Source organism: Massilia sp. CMS3.1, assembly GCF_051262535.1.
Taxonomy (GTDB): Bacteria; Pseudomonadota; Gammaproteobacteria; order Burkholderiales; family Burkholderiaceae_D; genus Telluria.
The window spans coordinates 348,844-366,360 of the sequence record NZ_JBIMES010000005.1; the positions used below are offsets into that span (position 1 = coordinate 348,844).

General features: G+C 62.5%; 17 protein-coding genes and 1 other RNA gene. 9 read left to right on the top strand and 9 right to left on the bottom strand.

Going from position 1 to position 17,517, the window contains the following annotated elements:
- The first annotated feature begins 8 nt into the window (after positions 1-8).
- The gene (locus ACHAC9_RS11140) at positions 9-1,142 is read left to right on the top strand and encodes a branched-chain amino acid ABC transporter substrate-binding protein (protein ID WP_435760034.1); all 1,134 of its coding nucleotides are present in this window, start codon (positions 9-11) and stop codon (positions 1,140-1,142) included.
- A gap of 111 nt (positions 1,143-1,253) precedes the next feature.
- On the opposite strand, the gene ACHAC9_RS11145 is transcribed toward ACHAC9_RS11140, so the two are convergent.
- Positions 1,254-1,562, bottom strand: coding sequence for a c-type cytochrome (locus tag ACHAC9_RS11145; protein WP_435760035.1), 309 nt, complete (start codon positions 1,560-1,562; stop codon positions 1,254-1,256).
- 174 nt (positions 1,563-1,736) lie between these two features.
- Here ACHAC9_RS11145 and ACHAC9_RS11150 point away from each other — a divergent pair, with 174 nt between their 5' ends.
- Complete coding sequence (locus ACHAC9_RS11150) at positions 1,737-1,961, top strand: TIGR04438 family Trp-rich protein (protein ID WP_435760036.1); 225 nt, start codon at positions 1,737-1,739, stop codon at positions 1,959-1,961.
- A 42-nt stretch (positions 1,962-2,003) separates the two neighbouring features.
- On the opposite strand, the gene ilvD is transcribed toward ACHAC9_RS11150, so the two are convergent.
- Positions 2,004-3,689, bottom strand: a complete 1,686-nt coding sequence (gene ilvD / locus ACHAC9_RS11155) for a dihydroxy-acid dehydratase (RefSeq protein ID WP_435760037.1) — start codon at positions 3,687-3,689, stop codon at positions 2,004-2,006.
- A gap of 126 nt (positions 3,690-3,815) precedes the next feature.
- Here ilvD and ACHAC9_RS11160 point away from each other — a divergent pair, with 126 nt between their 5' ends.
- Positions 3,816-4,706 (top strand): LysR family transcriptional regulator, encoded by an 891-nt coding sequence (locus ACHAC9_RS11160; protein WP_435760038.1) that lies wholly within the window; start codon positions 3,816-3,818, stop codon positions 4,704-4,706.
- Positions 4,706-5,515, top strand: coding sequence for a prolipoprotein diacylglyceryl transferase (gene lgt / locus ACHAC9_RS11165; RefSeq protein ID WP_435760039.1), 810 nt, complete (start codon positions 4,706-4,708; stop codon positions 5,513-5,515). The genes ACHAC9_RS11160 and lgt overlap by 1 nt, the downstream gene beginning before the upstream one ends.
- 4 nt (positions 5,516-5,519) lie before the next feature.
- On the opposite strand, the gene ACHAC9_RS11170 is transcribed toward lgt, so the two are convergent.
- The 5 genes from ACHAC9_RS11170 to ACHAC9_RS11190 all read right to left on the bottom strand — a co-directional run bounded on the left by ACHAC9_RS11170 (position 5,520) and on the right by ACHAC9_RS11190 (position 7,968).
- Positions 5,520-6,323, bottom strand: coding sequence for a sulfite exporter TauE/SafE family protein (locus tag ACHAC9_RS11170; protein WP_435760040.1), 804 nt, complete (start codon positions 6,321-6,323; stop codon positions 5,520-5,522).
- Between the two features lie 299 nt (positions 6,324-6,622).
- Positions 6,623-7,090, bottom strand: a complete 468-nt coding sequence (locus ACHAC9_RS11175; protein ID WP_435760066.1) for an EVE domain-containing protein — start codon at positions 7,088-7,090, stop codon at positions 6,623-6,625.
- A 96-nt stretch (positions 7,091-7,186) separates the two neighbouring features.
- A non-coding RNA gene (gene ssrS / locus ACHAC9_RS11180) (6S RNA) lies at positions 7,187-7,368 on the bottom strand.
- Positions 7,369-7,414: 46 nt separating this feature from the next.
- Positions 7,415-7,726, bottom strand: coding sequence for a cell division protein ZapA (locus tag ACHAC9_RS11185; RefSeq protein WP_435760041.1), 312 nt, complete (start codon positions 7,724-7,726; stop codon positions 7,415-7,417).
- A complete protein-coding gene (locus tag ACHAC9_RS11190) occupies positions 7,723-7,968 on the bottom strand; it encodes a hypothetical protein (protein ID WP_435760042.1) in 246 nt (81 codons plus the stop codon). Before ACHAC9_RS11190 ends, ACHAC9_RS11185 begins: the two co-directional genes overlap by 4 nt.
- Before the next feature lie 305 nt (positions 7,969-8,273).
- Here ACHAC9_RS11190 and groES point away from each other — a divergent pair, with 305 nt between their 5' ends.
- From groES to ACHAC9_RS11210, 4 genes are all read left to right on the top strand, one after another.
- Entirely contained in the window at positions 8,274-8,564 is a 291-nt protein-coding gene (gene groES / locus ACHAC9_RS11195) for a co-chaperone GroES (RefSeq protein ID WP_193688558.1), read from the top strand.
- 40 nt (positions 8,565-8,604) lie between these two features.
- On the top strand, positions 8,605-10,251 hold the full coding sequence (gene groL, locus ACHAC9_RS11200; protein WP_435760044.1) for a chaperonin GroEL: 1,647 nt from the start codon (positions 8,605-8,607) through the stop codon (positions 10,249-10,251).
- Positions 10,252-10,455: 204 nt separating this feature from the next.
- Complete coding sequence (locus ACHAC9_RS11205) at positions 10,456-11,550, top strand: NAD(P)-dependent alcohol dehydrogenase (protein ID WP_435760046.1); 1,095 nt, start codon at positions 10,456-10,458, stop codon at positions 11,548-11,550.
- Positions 11,551-11,642: 92 nt separating this feature from the next.
- Entirely contained in the window at positions 11,643-12,104 is a 462-nt protein-coding gene (locus ACHAC9_RS11210; protein ID WP_435760047.1) for a hypothetical protein, read from the top strand.
- A 30-nt stretch (positions 12,105-12,134) separates the two neighbouring features.
- Here the strand turns inward: ACHAC9_RS11210 and ACHAC9_RS11215 are convergent, their stop codons facing one another.
- Entirely contained in the window at positions 12,135-13,994 is a 1,860-nt protein-coding gene (locus ACHAC9_RS11215; protein WP_435760048.1) for a glucokinase, read from the bottom strand.
- On the bottom strand, positions 13,994-15,622 hold the full coding sequence (locus tag ACHAC9_RS11220) for an alpha-glucosidase (protein ID WP_435760049.1): 1,629 nt from the start codon (positions 15,620-15,622) through the stop codon (positions 13,994-13,996). Before ACHAC9_RS11220 ends, ACHAC9_RS11215 begins: the two co-directional genes overlap by 1 nt.
- Before the next feature lie 243 nt (positions 15,623-15,865).
- On the opposite strand from ACHAC9_RS11220, the gene ACHAC9_RS11225 reads away from it, so the two are divergent.
- Positions 15,866-17,476: an oligopeptide:H+ symporter gene (locus tag ACHAC9_RS11225; RefSeq protein ID WP_435760051.1), complete on the top strand. Its 1,611-nt coding sequence runs from the start codon at positions 15,866-15,868 to the stop codon at positions 17,474-17,476.
- Positions 17,477-17,517: the final 41 nt, after the last annotated feature.

Below are 17,517 nucleotides of genomic sequence, written 5' to 3' on the forward strand. Positions count from 1 at the left end.
GAGAAACTATGACCACCAAGCTCATTCCCTTTGCCATCGCGATGCTCCTTGCCGGCGGCGCCAGCGCCCAGCAGGTCGTCAAGATCGGCCACGTCGGCCCGGTTTCCGGCCCGAACTCGCACCTCGGCAAGGACAACGAGAACGCCGCCCGCATGGCGATCGACGAGCTCAACGCGAAAGGTTTCACCATCGACGGCAAGAAGGTCACGCTGCAGCTCGTGGCCGAGGACGACGGTTCGGATCCGAAGCAAGGCACGGCCGTGGCGCAAAAACTGGTCGACGCCAAGGTCAAGGGCGTCATCGGCCACCTGAACTCGGGCACGAGCGTGCCGGCTTCAAAAATCTACAACGACGCCGGCATTCCGCAAATTTCGCCGGCCACCACCGCGACCCAGTACACGAAACAGCGCTTCCCGGGCACCTTCCGCGTCGTGGCGAATGACGCCAAGCTCGGCGGCACGCTGGGCAAGTACGCGGTGGAGTCCTTAAAGGTCAAGAACATCGCTGTCATCGACGACCGCACCACCTACGGCCAGGGCGTCGCCACCGAATTCGTGAAGGGCGCCAAGGGTCCGGGCGTGCGCATCGTGGGCAAGGAATTTACCAGCGCGACGGCAACCGACTACACCGCGATCCTGACCTCGATCCGCGCGAAGAAGCCGGACCTGGTCTTCTTCGGCGGCATGGATTCGGTCGGCGGCCCGATGCTCAAGCAAATGAAGGCGCTCGGCATCGAGGCGCGCTTCATGGGCGGCGACGGCATCTGCACCGAGGCGCTCGGCCGCCTGGCGGGCGACGCCGTCGGCGAAGGCAAGGTCATCTGCGCCGAAGCCGGCGGCGTGACCGGTGCCGAGCAGGAAAAAACCATCGCCGACTTCCGCGCCCGCTTCAAGCAAAAAACCGGCGTCGAGGTGCAGCTGTACGCGCCCTACGTGTACGACGCGGTGATGGTGATGGCAGCGGCGATGCAGGCGGCCAAATCGGCCGAGCCGGCAAAGTACCTGCCTGAACTCAAGAAAATCAATTACAAGGGCGTGACCGGCGCGATCGCGTTCGATGCGTCCGGCGACATCAACAATGGCGCGCTGACCCTGTACACCTTCAAGGGCGGCAAGCGCAGCAAGATGGATGTGATCCGCTGATCGGGACAGCCGGGCACCAAGCCCGGCTGCTGTGGCAAATAAAAAGCGCGCCTGGCACATGCCGGCGCGCTTTTTCATGTGCCTGCCTAGCGACAGGCCAGGGACCGGCGATTACTTGGTTGCCAGCACCCATTTCACCAGGCTGCGCGCTTCCGCTTCGCTCACCTGCGGGTTGGCCGGCATCGGGACCGGACCCCAGGCGCCCGAGCCGCCCTTCAGGACTTTGGCGACCAGCTTGTCTTCGGCGCCTTTTTGACCAGCGTATTTGGCGGCCACGTCCTTGTAGGCAGGACCGACCAGCTTTGTCGCGGCGGCGTGGCAAGCCATGCAATTCTTGGCTTTCGCCAGGTCGGCTTGCGCGAACGCGCTCGAGGATGCCAGCACCGACAACACAGCGCACAAGATCAGGGACCGTTTCATCTAATTCTCCAGAAGTAATGCAATCATTCTACCGCGTTTGCGCCCAGTAATCCCTGACGGTCACACTCTGTAACTTTCCTTACGTGTCGAGGTTGCACCGTTTCCACGCTCACGCTGTATTTTTCCACAGAGCACTAAATTCTTTGTAAGATGGCCGGATTCTGGAGAACGACCATGCCCTTGATCCTGTTGATAGCCGCGCTGCTGGTGCTGCGCTTTTTTGAAGTCTGGAAGTTCGCCGGGCTGTCCTGGTGGTGGATCGTCGCGCTGATGGTGTTTGCCTTCATCTGGTTCGAGTATGTCGAAAAAATGCTCGGCTGGGACAAGAAGAAGGCGCATGACGAAGACGAAAAGCGGCGCCGTGCACGGGTCAAGAATTCGTTCGACAAGCGGAAATGACACGATGGCCGCCGCCTGGCGTGGCGGCCATCGAACCTCGGCTTATCCCGTCACCGCGCCCTTGCTCGCGCTCGAGGTCAGCGCCGCGAACTTCGCCAGTACCCCGCGCGTATAGCGCGGCGCGGGCCGCGTCCAGGCCGCACGGCGGCGGGCGATTTCCTCGTCCGGCACGTTCAGCTGGATCAGGAGCGTATTCGCATCGATCGTCACCGAGTCTCCCTCGTTCACCAGCGCGATCGTGCCGCCCTCGAAGGCCTCCGGCGACACGTGGCCGACCACCATGCCCCAGGTGCCGCCCGAGAAGCGGCCATCCGTGATCAGGCCGACCGACTCGCCCAATCCCTGGCCGATCAGCGCGGCGGTCGGCGCCAGCATTTCCGGCATGCCCGGTCCGCCCTTCGGGCCCAGGTAACGCAGCACCAGCACGTCACCGGGGTTGATGCGCTTGGCCATGATCGCGTCCATCGCTGAATACTCGTCCTCGAACACGCGCGCCGGGCCAGTGATGGCCGGATTCTTCAGGCCCGTGATCTTGGCCACGCAGCCTTCCGGCGACAGATTGCCCTTCAGGACCGCCAGGTGGCCCTGCGCATACAGCGCTTTGTCCAGCGGACGAATCACGTCCTGCCCGCTTGGTGGCGTTGAAGGCACGTCGGCCAGTTCTTCGGCCAGCGTACGTCCGGTAATCGTGATGCAGTCGCCATGCAGCAGGCCGGCGTCCAGCAGCAGTTTCATCACTTGCGGCACGCCGCCCGCCTTGTGCAGGTCGGTCGCGACATACTGGCCCGAGGGCTTCAGGTTGCAGATGACCGGCACTAGCAGGCGGATGCGCTCGAAGTCGTCCAGCGTCCATTCGACTTCGGCCGCGTGGGCGATCGCCAGGTAATGCAGCACGGCATTCGTCGAGCCGCCGGTGGCCATGATCAGCGACACCGCATTTTCGATCGATCTCCGGGTGATGATGTCGCGCGGCTTCAGGTCGCGCTTCACGGCTTCCACCAGCACGCGCGCCGATTCGGCGCACGAGCCGACTTTTTCGTCGTCCGGATTGGCCATCGTCGACGAGTACATCAGCGACATGCCGAGCGCCTCGAAGGAGGACGACATGGTGTTGGCCGTGTACATGCCGCCGCAGGAACCGGACGAGGGGCAGGCGTTCCTCTCGATGCCGTCGAAATCTTCCTGGCTCATGCGCCCGGCCGTGAATTCGCCGACCGCCTCGAAGGCGGAGACGATGGTGAGATCTTTCCCCTTCCAGTTACCCGGCTTGATCGTGCCGCCGTAGACATAAATGCCCGGCACGTTGGCGCGCGCCAGCGCGATCATCCCGCCCGGCATGTTCTTGTCGCAGCCGCCGATGACGACGACGCCATCCATCCACTGGCCGTTGACGCAGGTTTCGATACAGTCGGCAATCACCTCGCGCGAGATCAGCGAGAACTTCATGCCTTCGGTGCCCATCGACATGCCGTCCGAAATGGTCGGCGTGCCGAACACCTGCGGGTTGGCGCCGCTCGCTTTCACCGTCGAAATCGCGATGTCGGCCAGTTTTTGCAGGCCGGAATTGCAGGGTGTAATGGTCGAGTGGCCGTTGGCGATGCCGATCATCGGCTTGGTGAAATCGTCCTTTTCATAGCCCATCGCGTAATACATCGAACGGTTCGGGCTGCGGGCGACGCCTTCGGTAACGTTGCGGGATCGGCGGTTGTAGCGCGGCTGGTCGGCCATGATGAACTCCTTGATGACAGTTTTGTAAGAATGCCTTGCACTACTCCAGGCGTCAAATATAAGATTTGCGTGCCTGTGAGTCGAAAAACATATCAGAGGCACCAAAACTCATAGAAATGCATATCGATGAACCTTGAACTGCGCCAGCTGCGTTATTTCGTCACCGTCGCCGAAGAGCTCCACTTCGGCCGCGCCGCCGAGCGCCTGCACATGACCCAGCCACCCCTCTCGCAGACCATCGCCGCGCTCGAACAGACCCTTGGCGCGCCGCTGTTCCTGCGCAATCGGCGACAAGTTGCGCTCACAAGCGCGGGCGCCGCCCTGCTGCCGGAAGCACGGCGCCTGCTGGAGGGCGCTGGCGCCCTGCCGGAACTGGTGCGCCGCGCCGCCGCCGGCGAATCGGGGCGCCTGGCGCTGTCGTTCGTCACGCCGGCCGACTACAGCGTGCTGCCGTCCCTGCTGCGCGACTACAGCGCGGCCTATCCGAACGTTCAGCTCGTGCTGCAGGAGGCGACCAGCGACGTGCAAGTCGACGACTTGCTGCATGAGCGCATCGACGCCGGCCTCATCATTCCGCCGCTGTCGGAAAAAGCGCTGACCCAGCTCGACTACGTGAAAATGCTGGAAGAGCCGCTGGTACTGTGCGCACCAAGCGGCGTACTCCCGGACGGCGGAAAGCCGATTGACCTGACAACGCTGCGCCAGCTGCCCCTGATCATTTTTCCGCGCAAGAGTGCGCCGAGCTTGTATGACGCCATCCTCAGTTGCTTCCATGAGGCGGGGCTATCTCCCGAGATCGGCCAGGAAGCGATCCAGATGCAGACCATCGTCAGCCTCGTCTCCGCAGGCATGGGCTTGGCACTTGTGCCACAATCCGTGTCGAACCTGATGCGCCCCGGCGTAGAATACCGTGCCCTTGCCGGCCCTGTTTCGCTCGTCGAACTGGGCCTGGCCTGGCGCCGCGACAATGTCTCGCCCGTGCTGCGGGGCTTTTTGGAATTATTAAGGAAAATATAATGCTGGTACACCCGAATCCGGACCCGGTCGCCTTGTCGATCGGCCCGGTGGACATTCACTGGTATGGCCTGATGTACGTGGTCGCGTTCGGCCTGTTCCTGCTGCTGGGCCGCGTGCGCATCAAGCAGCCGCACATCGCCGCGCAGGGCTGGAAGAACGAAGACCTGGACGACATGCTGTTCTACGGCATGCTGGGTGTGGTGGTCGGCGGGCGCCTCGGCGAAGTCCTGTTTTACCAGCCGGCGCATTTCTTCGCCAATCCGCTCGAGATCTTCCAGGTGTGGAAAGGCGGCATGTCCTTCCACGGCGGGTTCATCGGCGTACTGATCGCGATGGCCTTGTGGGCACGCAAGTCGAAACGCAATGTGCTCGACGTGTATGATTTCATCGCCCCGATGGTGCCGCTCGGCTACGCCGCCGGGCGCCTGGGCAATTTCATCAACCACGAACTGCCGGGCCGCATCGCCGACCCGAGCCTGCCGTGGGCAATGATCTGGCCCGGTGTCGACGGTCCGCGCCATCCGTCGCCGCTGTACCAGATGATCATCGACGGCATCGTCGTGTTCCTGATCCTGTGGCCGTACGCGCGCCGTGCGCGTCCACGCCTTGCGGTCGGCGCGATGTTCACCCTGCTATATGGCTGCGCGCGCTTCTTCACCGAATACTTCCGGGTGCCGGACTGGGAGACGACGATCGCCGGCATGCCGATCACCTCAGGGCAAGTGCTGTCGCTGCCGATGATCGTGGCGGCGCTGATCATGCTGGGCTGGGCATATTCGCGCGACGGCAAGCAGGCGGTCCGGGCGTAAGCGTTTACTGGAACGCTTTCCAGAACATGTAAGCGGCCAGCGTGTAAAGAATCACCGCGAACACCTTCTGCAACTGCCGCACCGGCATCCGGTGCGCGGTGCGCGCCCCCAGCGGCGCCATCGTCATGCTGGCCGCAACGATGATCGCCAGCGCCGGCACATAGATGTAGCCGAGCGAATATTCAGGCAGTCCCGGCTCGCCCCAGCCATAGAATATATTCGCCACCGTGCCCGCCAGCGCGATCGGAAAGCCGAGCGCGGCGCTGGTGGCGACGGCATTGTGGATGCGCACGCCACACCAGGTCATGAAGGGCACGGAGATGAAACCGCCGCCCGCCCCCACCAGTCCCGCCAGCACGCCGATCAGCCCGCCGGCGCCGAACATGCCGGCCGTGCCGGGCAAGTCGCGCGCAGCGGCGGGCTTCTTGTTGACCAGCATTTGCGTGGCCGAGAAGGCGACGAAGGCGCCGAAGAACCAGGCCAGCGTCGACGCATTCATCTGCTTGCCGATCCAGGGCCCGATCATCGAGCCGACCACGATGCCCGGCGACAGCAACTTGACGATGCGCCAGACCACCGCCCCATGCTTGTGGTGCGCGCGCACCGAGGACAGCGAGGTGAACATGATGGTCGCCAGCGAGGTGGCAATCGCCATGTGCACGACCAGCGCTTCGGGAACGTCACGCGCTGTCAGCACCATGGTAATAAAGGGCACCATGATCATGCCGCCGCCGATGCCGAGCAGGCCGGCGGCAAAGCCGCCAAAGGCGCCCATTGCCAGCAGGGCCAGGATCATGGACGGGTCCATCCGCCCTCCCCTCTGAGGCCAGGCCCGGCCTGCACATCGGCAGGCAGCGTGGGAGAAACTTGGAACGGGGTAGCCATCGGCACGCCTTGTCTATCAAAAGGATGAGACAGGCATACTAGACCATGGGCCGCCGATTGTCGAAGCCACGTCGCGTGGGGCAATTTCCTTCAGTCCCATCAGCATGGCGCACATGGGCGCCTCTCAGCCGCGCGCGGCAGTTGCACCAGCGCCGACGCAGCGCAGCACGGCCGCGGCCAGCGCCACGGCGTTGCCAGCATGTTGTGCGCTTGAATGCTGAATCAGTCCTTGGCACGCATGAAGGCGAGGATGGTGTTCCACTGTCCGCTCGTCACCGGCGAAATCGACAAGCGGCTGCCTTTCTGCAGCAAGACCATGTCTTCCAATGCGGGAATCGCACGCATGTCGGACAGCGGCAAATAGCGCCCCTTCTCTTTTGCCCGCACGTCGACCGATATCCAGCGCGGTTGCGCGTGCGTCGCTTTCGGGTCGAAGTATTTACCGGCGCTGTCGAATTGGGTGGCGTCCGGATAAGGACCGCTCACGACTTCTGCGATTCCCGCGACACCGGGAACGGCGCAACTGGAGTGATAAAACAGAATGCCGTCGCCGACCTGCATCCCGTCGCGCAGAAAATTGCGGGCCTGATAGTTGCGCACGCCGAACCAAGCAACTGTCTGCCCTGGAGCCGCCAGAACGTCGTCGAAACTGACTTCATCGGGCTCGGATTTCATCAACCAGTAGCGTATCAAGCGGACACTCCTGCAAACAAAAACACGCGGTCACAAAACAGTGCGCGCATAAAAAAACGGCTGCGTGCACATGCCCGCAACCGCTTTCTGGAATAGTGCCCCGCCTGTGCCGTTTTTTGCCGGCATCCCGAACCTAATGGCTCAAGGTGGTCACAGTCAGTTCAATTTCGGGTTCGTCGAACTAGCGACGCTCACGCCCATCAAACACTATCCCGCAACCTATGCGTGTAAATGGTTCAAGGAATATATGGCAATCTCGAACACCGCAGGGTGAAACGGAGTTTACTCCCTTGAACCGTCATGTCAAACGAATTTGGCCGTTCAAGACAGATTTTCTTGCGGTGCCAGGGTCTGGTCGAGGACGCTGTGCATCGCTTCGAGTTTTTGCTTGACCTCGAGCATGGACATGTCCGACAGCGGACCTTGCGGCGACTTGACCGACAGGAATTCGGCCGCCACGCTGAGCGCGGCCATCACGGCGATGCGGTCATTGCCCTTCACCTTGCCCGAGTCGCGCAGCGCGCTCATCTTGCCGTCGAGGTAGCGCACGGCGTCGCGCAGCGTCGCCTGCTCGCCTTCCTTGCAGGCCAGGCGGTAAGGCTGGCCCATGATCGTCACATCCAGGTAAATCATTGGGTAGCCTCGGTATCGATGGGTTCAGCGTCTTTCTCTTCTTCGGGTTCGGGCGCGGGCAATTGCTCGATCACGGCTTCGACCCTGTGCTGGACCTCGACAATGCGCTCGACGAGCGCCATGTTCACTTCGTTCAGCAGCAGGTTAGTTTGGCGCAGCTGCGCATTCTCGCTGCGCAGCGACCCAACGAGCTCGGCGAGCCGCTCGATTTTGTCGGATAAGTCTTGGAATTCGGAAATCATTCGTAACTATAGGTGGGATCAGGTTTGACAGTCAACAGGATAGCGTGTTTGGCAGGACGGCGTGTCATAGGGCGTGCGGGGCTCCTGACCAGGCAGTCAGGTAACGCATCCTGCCTGCATATGTTGATCCCGATCAAGCCAATGCAATTTATTTTGCAACTTAGCCGCTTGAAATACCCCTATATCGTCCCTATAATTAGCACTCGTTAGTTGAGAGTGCTAACAACCCTTTCAAGCCGCAACGTATGTACGGTGCGGCACTCGAAGCAAATAGCTAGTCCACACCACTGAATAAGGAGTTCTGCATGAATCTTCGCCCACTGCACGATCGCGTCATCGTCAAGCGTCTCGACCAGGAAACCAAAACCGCCTCCGGCCTGATCATCCCTGATGCAGCCGCTGAAAAGCCGGACCAGGGCGAGATCCTGGCTGTCGGCAACGGCAAGGTCCAGGACAACGGCACGCTGCGCGCCCTGGAAGTCCAGGTCGGCGACCGCGTGTTGTTCGGCAAGTACTCGGGCCAGACCGTCAAGGTCGATGGCCAGGAACTGCTGGTGATGCGTGAAGAAGACATCATGGCCGTGCTGGTCAAGTAATTCTCCTTCAAAAATCCTCGAATAAATCGGAGCAAACAACATGGCAGCTAAAGAAGTAATTTTCGGCGACGCAGCGCGCGCCAAGATGGTCGAAGGCGTGAACATCCTCGCCAACGCAGTCAAAGTGACCCTGGGCCCTAAAGGCCGCAACGTTGTGCTGGACCGTTCGTTCGGTTCGCCAACCGTCACCAAGGACGGCGTGTCGGTCGCGAAAGAGATCGAACTCAAAGACAAGCTCATGAACATGGGCGCGCAGATGGTCAAGGAAGTTGCGTCGAAGACCAGCGACAACGCCGGCGACGGCACCACCACCGCGACCGTGCTGGCACAAGCCATCGTGCGCGAAGGCATGAAGTTCGTTGCCGCCGGCATGAACCCGATGGACCTCAAGCGCGGCATCGACAAGGCAGTTGCTGCCACCGTCGAAGAGCTGGCGAAGATCGCCCGTCCATGCACCACCACCAAGGAAATCGCCCAGGTCGGCGCCATTTCCGCCAACTCGGACTACTCGATCGGCGAGCGTATCGCTGAAGCGATGGAAAAAGTCGGCAAGGAAGGCGTCATCACCGTCGAAGACGGCAAGTCGCTGAACGACGAACTCGACATCGTCGAAGGCATGCAGTTCGACCGCGGCTACCTGTCGCCGTACTTCATCAACAACCCGGACAAGCAAGTCGCTATCCACGAGAATCCATTCGTCCTGCTGTGCGACAAGAAGATCTCGAACATCCGTGACCTGCTGCCGGTACTGGAACAAGTCGCGAAAGCCGGCCGTCCGCTGGTCATCGTTGCTGAAGACATCGACGGCGAAGCGCTGGCGACCCTGGTCGTCAACAACATCCGCGGCATCCTGAAGACCGTTGCTGTCAAGGCACCAGGCTTTGGCGACCGTCGCAAGGCCATGCTGGAAGACATCGCTGTCCTGACCGGCGGCCAGGTCATCGCTGAAGAAGTCGGCCTGACCCTGGAAAAGGTCACGCTGGCAGAACTCGGCCAGGCCAAGCGTATCGAAGTCGGCAAGGAAAACACCATCATCATCGACGGCGCCGGCGCTGCTGAAAACATCGAAGCGCGCGTCAAGATGGTGCGCGTCCAGATCGAAGAAGCGACCTCGGACTACGACCGCGAAAAACTGCAAGAGCGCGTGGCCAAGCTGGCCGGCGGCGTTGCCGTGATCAAGGTTGGCGCTGCCACCGAAGTCGAGATGAAGGAAAAGAAAGCACGCGTCGAAGACGCACTGCACGCCACCCGCGCCGCGGTTGAAGAAGGCATCGTGCCAGGCGGCGGCGTCGCTCTGCTGCGTGCCCGTGCTTCGATCACCGTCAAGGGCGACAATCCTGACCAGGAAGCCGGTATCAAGATCGTCCTGCGCGCAATGGAAGAGCCGCTGCGCATGATCGTCCAGAACGCTGGCGAAGAGCCATCGGTCGTCGTCGCAGCCGTTCTGGCCGGCACCGGCAACTACGGCTACAACGCTGCCAACGGCACCTACGGCGACATGGTCGAAATGGGCGTGCTGGACCCAGCCAAGGTCACCCGTTCGGCCCTGCAGAATGCAGCGTCGATCGCCGGCCTGATGCTGACCACCGACTGCATGGTCTCGGAACTGGCTGAAGACAAGCCATCCGGCGGCATGGGCGGCATGGGTGGTATGGGCGGCATGGGCGGTATGGACGGCATGATGTAATGTCGGCCGGCGCCGGTTCGCCGGCGCTCTGCTGCATACAAAAAAGCCTGCAAGGTTTGCGCCTTGCAGGCTTTTTTACGATTGGCGAGCTGACGGCCGCAAAACCTTGCGGGACCGCTTCTTCTGCCTCCAGTGCGCGCAATCTAACAGACATGGCCGCCTCCCCGGACCTATCGTTCCCGCTCCACTTCCCAAGGAGCGACCATGATCAAAGTCACCGGCTACGCGGCCAAGCATTCCTTCAGCCGCCTGAAACCCTACGAATTCGAGCGCGAGGAAGCGGGCGCGCACGAAGTCGAAATCGATGTGCTGTACTGCGGCGTCTGCCACTCCGATATTCACCAGGTCAAAAACGAGTGGTCGAACACGGTCTACCCCTGCGTGCCTGGCCACGAGATCGTCGGCCGCGTGACGAAAGTCGGCCCGAGCGTGAAGCGCCATGCCGTAGGCGACATGGTCGGCGTCGGCTGCATGATCGACAGTTGCGGCCAGTGCGAGGCTTGCCAGTGCGGCGACCAGAATTACTGCGGCAGCCCGAACAGTTGGCTGGCCACCTACAACGGCCCGATGCTCCCGACATCGAAGGCCGGCGAAAACATCTATGGCCGCGACAATACCTTCGGCGGCTATTCGAACATCCTGGTGGTAAAAGAAGAGTTCGTGCTGAAGATCCCGGCAGGCTTGAGGCCGGAAGTGGCGGCGCCGATCCTCTGCGCGGGCGTGACCACCTACTCTCCGATGAAGCGCTGGGGTGTGAAGGCGGGCGACAAGGTCGGCGTGATTGGCATGGGGGGACTCGGGCATATGGCGGCAAAGATCGCCAAGGCGATGGGCGCCGAGGTGACCTTGTTTACGACAACGGAGGACAAGATCGAGGAGGCGCAGAAGCTCGGCTTCAAGGCGGTGCTGGAGAAGGACAAGAAGACATTCGAGGAATTGGCGACGAGCTTCGATTTCATCCTCTCGACCGTGCCCGAAAAACACGACCTGAACCCGTTCGTCAAGCTGCTCAAGCGCGACAGCGTGCTGTGCGTAGTCGGCGCGCTCGAGCCGCTGGCGCCCGTCGATAACATGCAGTTGGTGCTCAAGCGCCGTTCGATCGCCGGCTCCCTGATCGGCAACCTGGCCGACACCCAGGAAGTGCTTGATTTCTGCGCCGATCACGGCATTGGACCGGAAATCGAGATGATCCGTATCCAGGACGTCAACGACGCATATAAAAAGGTCGAAAAGGGCGATGCGCGTTTTCGGTACGTGATCGACATGGGGTCGCTGAAGGAAGAGATCGCCGACGCTTGATCGCTCCGTCCGGTCCGTGGCTGTCGGCGCTAGGATTGCCCGGCAGTCACGCATCGGCTAGTATGGCCTCACGTTTTTCACGAGGCTCCATCATGATTCCACGCGGCGCATCCCTGTTGACCACCGCCCTGCTGGCAGCCATCCTGCTCCCCGGCTGCAAGGACGAGCAGACCCCCACGGCGCCGCCGCAGCCCGCCAAGCCGATCGTCGCGCAGAAGCTTGATCCGGCCGTGACGCGCGAGCAGGCGATGGCCTCCCTGCTGGCGCTGCCGGAAGTAAAGAGCTGGTCGCAAGACATCGAACAGCGCTCGCGCGGCAAGGCGCACGGCGCCGTGATCGAGGACGACCCGACGCCGCGCCTCATCAACGGCCGCGCATACTGGCAGCTGAGTTTTGTCGAGAACCGCGCCGACAAGGTACACCGGCGCGAGAGTTTTCTCGTGGCGCGCACGGGCAGCCAGATCCTGGTGGAAGACACGACGAACGATATGGTGGTGTCGCTGGACGATTGGCGGCGCACCATCCGGCGCGTGGAGTTGAAGTCGGCGGATTGATTGAGGCCAATGGCCGCAATCACGCAAACTTCAACTGTCCAGGTGCGAAATCAGCAGCCTGCGCTGCTCCACGTCGACCTCTGCGCCCTCACGCCCATTGTGCGCGTCGACCGACAGCCCCACCGCCATGATGTCGATGAACAGCAACTGCAAGATCCGCGAAATCATCGACAGGAACATCGTGCTGTCCTCGGCGTGATCGACCGCCAGGCACACGCTGGCCTTGCGCGCCAGCGGCGACTGGCTGTTACCGATGGCGATCACGTCCGCGCCGCGCGAACGGGCGATATCGACCGCCTGCAGCAGCTCCGGCAAGCGTCCCGAATTCGAAATCGCGATCACCACATCGCCCGGCCCCAGCAAATCGGCCGCCAGCGTGAACAGGTGAGAATCGCCATACAGCGCCGTTGGAATCCGGAAGCGGAAAAACTTGTGCTGGCCATCGAGCGCCACCACGCGCGCATTGCCCATGGCGTAGAACTCGACCCGGCGCGCGCGGCTCACCAGTTCGATCGCGCGGTCGAGCGTGTGCACGTCGAGCCCGTCGCGGAATTTCAAAATCGCCGCCACGGTGTTGTCGATCACTTTCGCCGATAAATCGTGGGTACTGTCGCTGTTCCTCACCTGGCTGTGGCGCACGGGAATCGCGCCGGTCAGGCTGCTTGCGAATTTCAATTTGAAATCGGCCAGGCCCAGGAAGCCCAGCGAGCGGCAGAAGCGGATCACGGTCGGCTGTGAGACTTCGGCCCCGCGCGCGATGTCGGCGATCGGCTCGTTCAGCACCAGGCGCGGCTGCTCGAGCACGAGGGTGGCGACGCGCTGTTCGGCCGGCGTCAGTTCATGGCGCAGGTGCTTGATGCGGTCCATCAGCGTATTGGCGCCACTGCGCCCGCGCAGGTGTTCGGAGAGGATGGTCGCCACGCCGTGGAAGGCGGGATTGGGCGTCGTGATCACATAGGTCGGGATGTCGGCCAGGTAGTGCGAGAAACGCCCCTTCGCTTCGAAGCGCGCACGGAACGGCGAGCGCGCGAACCACTCGCCCATGCGCGGCACGATACCGCCGCCAATAAAAATGCCGCCGAATGCGCCCAGCGTCACTGCGAGATTCGCCGCGGCGCCGCCGAGCATGCCGCAGAAGACGTCCATGACTTCGATACAGAGCGCGTCGTTCGCATCGAGCGCGCCGGCGAGGGTCTCGGCCGCGCTACGTGCAGGCGCCTGCACGCCGTTGCGGATCGCCAGCGCCTCATGGATCAGTTCCATGCCGGGCCCGGAAATCAGGCGCTCGTTCGACACGTGCTGCCAGGCGCGCCAGGCGTGCTGCAGGATCGCGAACTCGCGCTCGTCGCCGGGTGCGAAGTTCACGTGCCCGCCTTCGCTGCCGAGCGTGACGAAACCGTCGGCGGTTGGAATCAAGCCCGACACGCCCAGACCCGTGCCCGGCCCCAGCACGCCGATGACCGCATTCGCCGCCGGCTTGCCGGCGCCGACCTGCAGCAGGTCGGCATTCGTCAGCACCGGAATGGCCATCGCCAGCGCGGTAAAATCGTTCACGACCAGCAGCGTGGCCAGGCCGAGTTCGCGCCGCACCGCCTCGGTCGAGAAGGCCCAGGCGCGGTTCGTCATGCGCACCTGGTCACCGTTGACCGGGTTGGCCACCGCAAAGGCCGCGTGCTGCAGGGTCAGGTCGGCATGCTGCGCCAGATAGAAACGTAAGAGCGGGACGACGCCGTCGAAATCTTCGCACTTCAACACGGCCACATGGCGGAACACGCCAGGCGCCGTCTGCAGCGCGAAGCGCGCATGCGTGGCGCCGATGTCGGCCAGCAGGCGCGGGCCGTCGGCGAACGCGGTGCGCCCGAATTTTTCCAGCTCGGGCGCGTTGCCCATCAGGCCAGGCTACCGAACCAGGCCCCGTAGGCCGGCAGCGTGACGCGGCCACCCGACGCGTCGCCGGCCAGACCGTGGCCTGCCAGGTCCTGCGCCGATGCCGTCTCCGGCCAGTCGATCGTGACCGGTGCAGCCGACAGGTTGAACGCGGCCAGTACGCTTGCTTCTCCCGCCAGGGTGCGGCGCAGCGCCAGCACCGGCTCGGGCGCGTCGAAGAAGGAGATGTCGCCGCGCGTCAGCTGCGGCAGGCGCTGGCGCCAGTGAATAATGCGGCGTGCGGCGTTCAGGGCCGAGGCAGGGTCGAACTCCTGCTGCGACACGGAGGCGGCCAGATGCGGCACGGCGACCGGCAGCCATGGGCTGCCTTCGCTAAAGCCCGCGTTGGGCGCCGCATTCGTCCACGGCATCGGCGTGCGGCAACCGTCGCGGCCCTTGAACTCCGGCCAGAAGGTGATGCCGTACGGGTCCTGCAGCAGTTCGAAGGGCACGTCCGCCTCGATCAGCGCGAGCTCGTCGCCCTGGTACAGGCAAGGCGTGCCCCTCAACGAGAGCTGCATCGCCAGGATCATCGACGCAAACGATGCGGGCGCATTCTCGCCGCCCCAGCGCGTCATCACGCGGATCGCATCGTGATTCCCGACCGACCAGGAAGCCCAGCCGCCTTTGACGCGCGCTTCGAATTCCTCGACCTGGGTGCGGATGTGCGCGGCGGTGAATTGCGGGGTCAGCAAATTAAAACTGTAGGCCATGTGCAGCTTGTCGCCGTCGGCCGTGTACTCGGCCATGCAGGCCAGCGCATCGTCGGCGCCGACTTCGCCAATCGACACGGCGCTGTATTCGTCCAGCAGGGTGCGCACCTTCTGCAGGAAAGCGATGTTTTCCGGACGCGTCTTGTCGTAGATATGGGACTGCATGCCGTAGGGGTTGACGTCGGTGACCGAGGCCGTATCGCGCGTCAATGCAGGGGGATTGCTGCGAAGCTCGGTGTCATGGAAGTGGTAGTTGCAGGCGTCCATGCGCACGCCGTCGACACCGCGTTCGAGCCAGAAACGCAACGCGTCCAGGTGGGCTTGCTGCACCTCGGGATTGTGGAAATTGAGCTGCGGCTGGCTGACCAGGAAATTGTGCATGTAGTACTGCTTGCGGCGCGTGTCCCACTGCCAGGCGGAGCCGCCGAAGACCGACATCCAGTTGTTTGGCGGGTTGCCGTCCGGGGCCGCGTCGGCCCACACGTACCAGTCGCTCTTCGGGTTGTCGCGGTTTGATCGGCTCTCGGCAAACCACGGATGGGCGTCGGCCGTGTGCGCCATGACCTGGTCGATCATGATCTTCAAGCCCAGGTTGTGCGCTTTTTCGATCATCGCATCGAAGTCGGCCAGGGTGCCGAACAGCGGATCGACATCGCAGTAGTCCGAAATGTCGTAACCGAAGTCCTTCATCGGCGACTTGAAATACGGGGAGAGCCAGACGATGTTCACGCCCAGGCCCGCGATGTAGTCGAGTTTCGCGGTAATGCCCGGGATGTCGCCCACGCCGTCGCCGTTCGTGTCGAGGTAGCTGCGCGGGTACACCTGGTAGATGATGGCTTCGCGCCACCATTCATTATTCTGCGTGGAGGTCTGGGTCATGACGAGGATCCGGTTAGTGATTTTTACGCAATATACAGCAGGTTTTCCAATTTTACAATCTGAGGAAAGGCGTCATTTATCGGCATATTTCCTTTGCATTCAACGGCTTACGTGCAAATAATATTTGCTTGTGACCAAGCTGAAGTAGCAAAACTACGAACGTGCTGTATCGCGCCATATTTTCCGGTTGCAAAGACCGTACTGGCGTCATAGGATCGCGTGTTATTTATTTCAGGATGCGCCATGAGCCAGCCGACGACGACCGCTACCAGCGGTCGCATGCCCCGCCAGATCCCGTACATCATCGCCAACGAAGGCTGCGAGCGTTTCAGCTTCTACGGCATGCGCAATATCCTCACGCCCTTCCTGATCTCGACCCTGCTGCTGTTCCTGCCGGAGTCCGAGCGCACCGGCGAAGCGAAGCACGTGTTCCACACCTTCGTCATCGGCGTCTACTTCTTCCCGCTGCTGGGCGGCTGGCTGGCCGACCGTTTCTTCGGCAAGTACAACACCGTGTTCTGGCTCAGCCTCGTGTACTGCGCGGGCCACGCCTGCCTGGCGATTTTCGAGGACAACGTCAAGGGCTTCTATCTCGGCCTGGGCCTGATCGCGCTCGGCTCGGGCGGCATCAAGCCGCTGGTGTCGAGTTTCGTCGGCGACCAGTTCGACCAGACCAACAAGGGAAAAGCGAAGATCGTCTTCGACGCTTTCTACTGGATCATCAACTTCGGTTCGTTCTTCGCCTCGCTCCTGATGCCCCTGTTCCTGAAGAACTACGGACCGGCCGTTGCCTTCGGCATCCCGGGCGTCATGATGTTCATCGCGACGATCGTGTTCTGGAGCGGGCGCCGCAAGTACGTGCACGTGCCGCCTGCCGGCGCCACGCCGCACTCGTTTACGCGCGTCGCAAAAAGCGCACTGCTGGCGCATGCGCCGGGCCAGGGCCGTCCGGGCCTCACCGTCGCCATGGCCGGCGTGGCGGGCGCCGTGGTGTCGCTGGCGATGTCGCCGCAGTGGGGCTTCGTGATTGCGGCCTGCACGGCGCTGGTGCTGCTGATCGCCTTCGGTGGTCTCGGGACCTCGATGCAGCTGGAGCGCGCACGCGGCCTGCATCCGGACGAAGCGGTCGACGGCGTGCGCGCCGTGCTGCGCATCCTGATCGTGTTCTCGCTGGTGACGCCGTTCTGGTCGCTGTTCGACCAGAAGGCATCGACCTGGGTGGTACAGGCCAATTCGATGATCACGACCTTCTCCGTGTTCGGCAACGAGTTCACGCTGCTGCCGGCGCAGATGCAGGCATTGAACCCGCTCCTGGTGATGATCCTGATCCCGTTCAATAACCTGGTGCTGTTCCCGATGCTGGAAAAGATGGGCTTCATGCCGACCGCGCTGCGCCGCATGACGGCCGGTATCGCCTTCTCGGCCCTTTCCTGGGTGGTGATCGGCACCATTCAGGTGTCGATGGACGCAGGCACCCCGACCTCGATGGCATGGCAGATCCTGCCTTATGCGCTGCTGACGATGGGCGAAGTGCTGGTCTCGGCCACCGGCCTCGAATTCGCCTACAGCCAGGCCCCCGCCTCGATGAAGGGCGCGATCATGGCCCTGTGGAGCCTGGCCGTCACGGTCGGCAACCTGTGGGTGCTGGTCGTGAACGCGGCCGTCAAGAACGACGCGGTGCTCAGCACCATCGCCGATTCCGGGGTGGGCGTGATCGCCTTCCAGATGTACTTCTTCGCGGCCTTCGCACTCCTTGCCGCGATCGCGTTCGGGCTGTATGCGAAGAAGTACAAGATGGTCGATCACTATCGCAGCACGGACAGTGCCAGGGCGCCGGTGGCGGCCAAGGCGTGATGCAGTAGTGACTGCCGACCTGAAGAAGCCCGCCCTGCGGG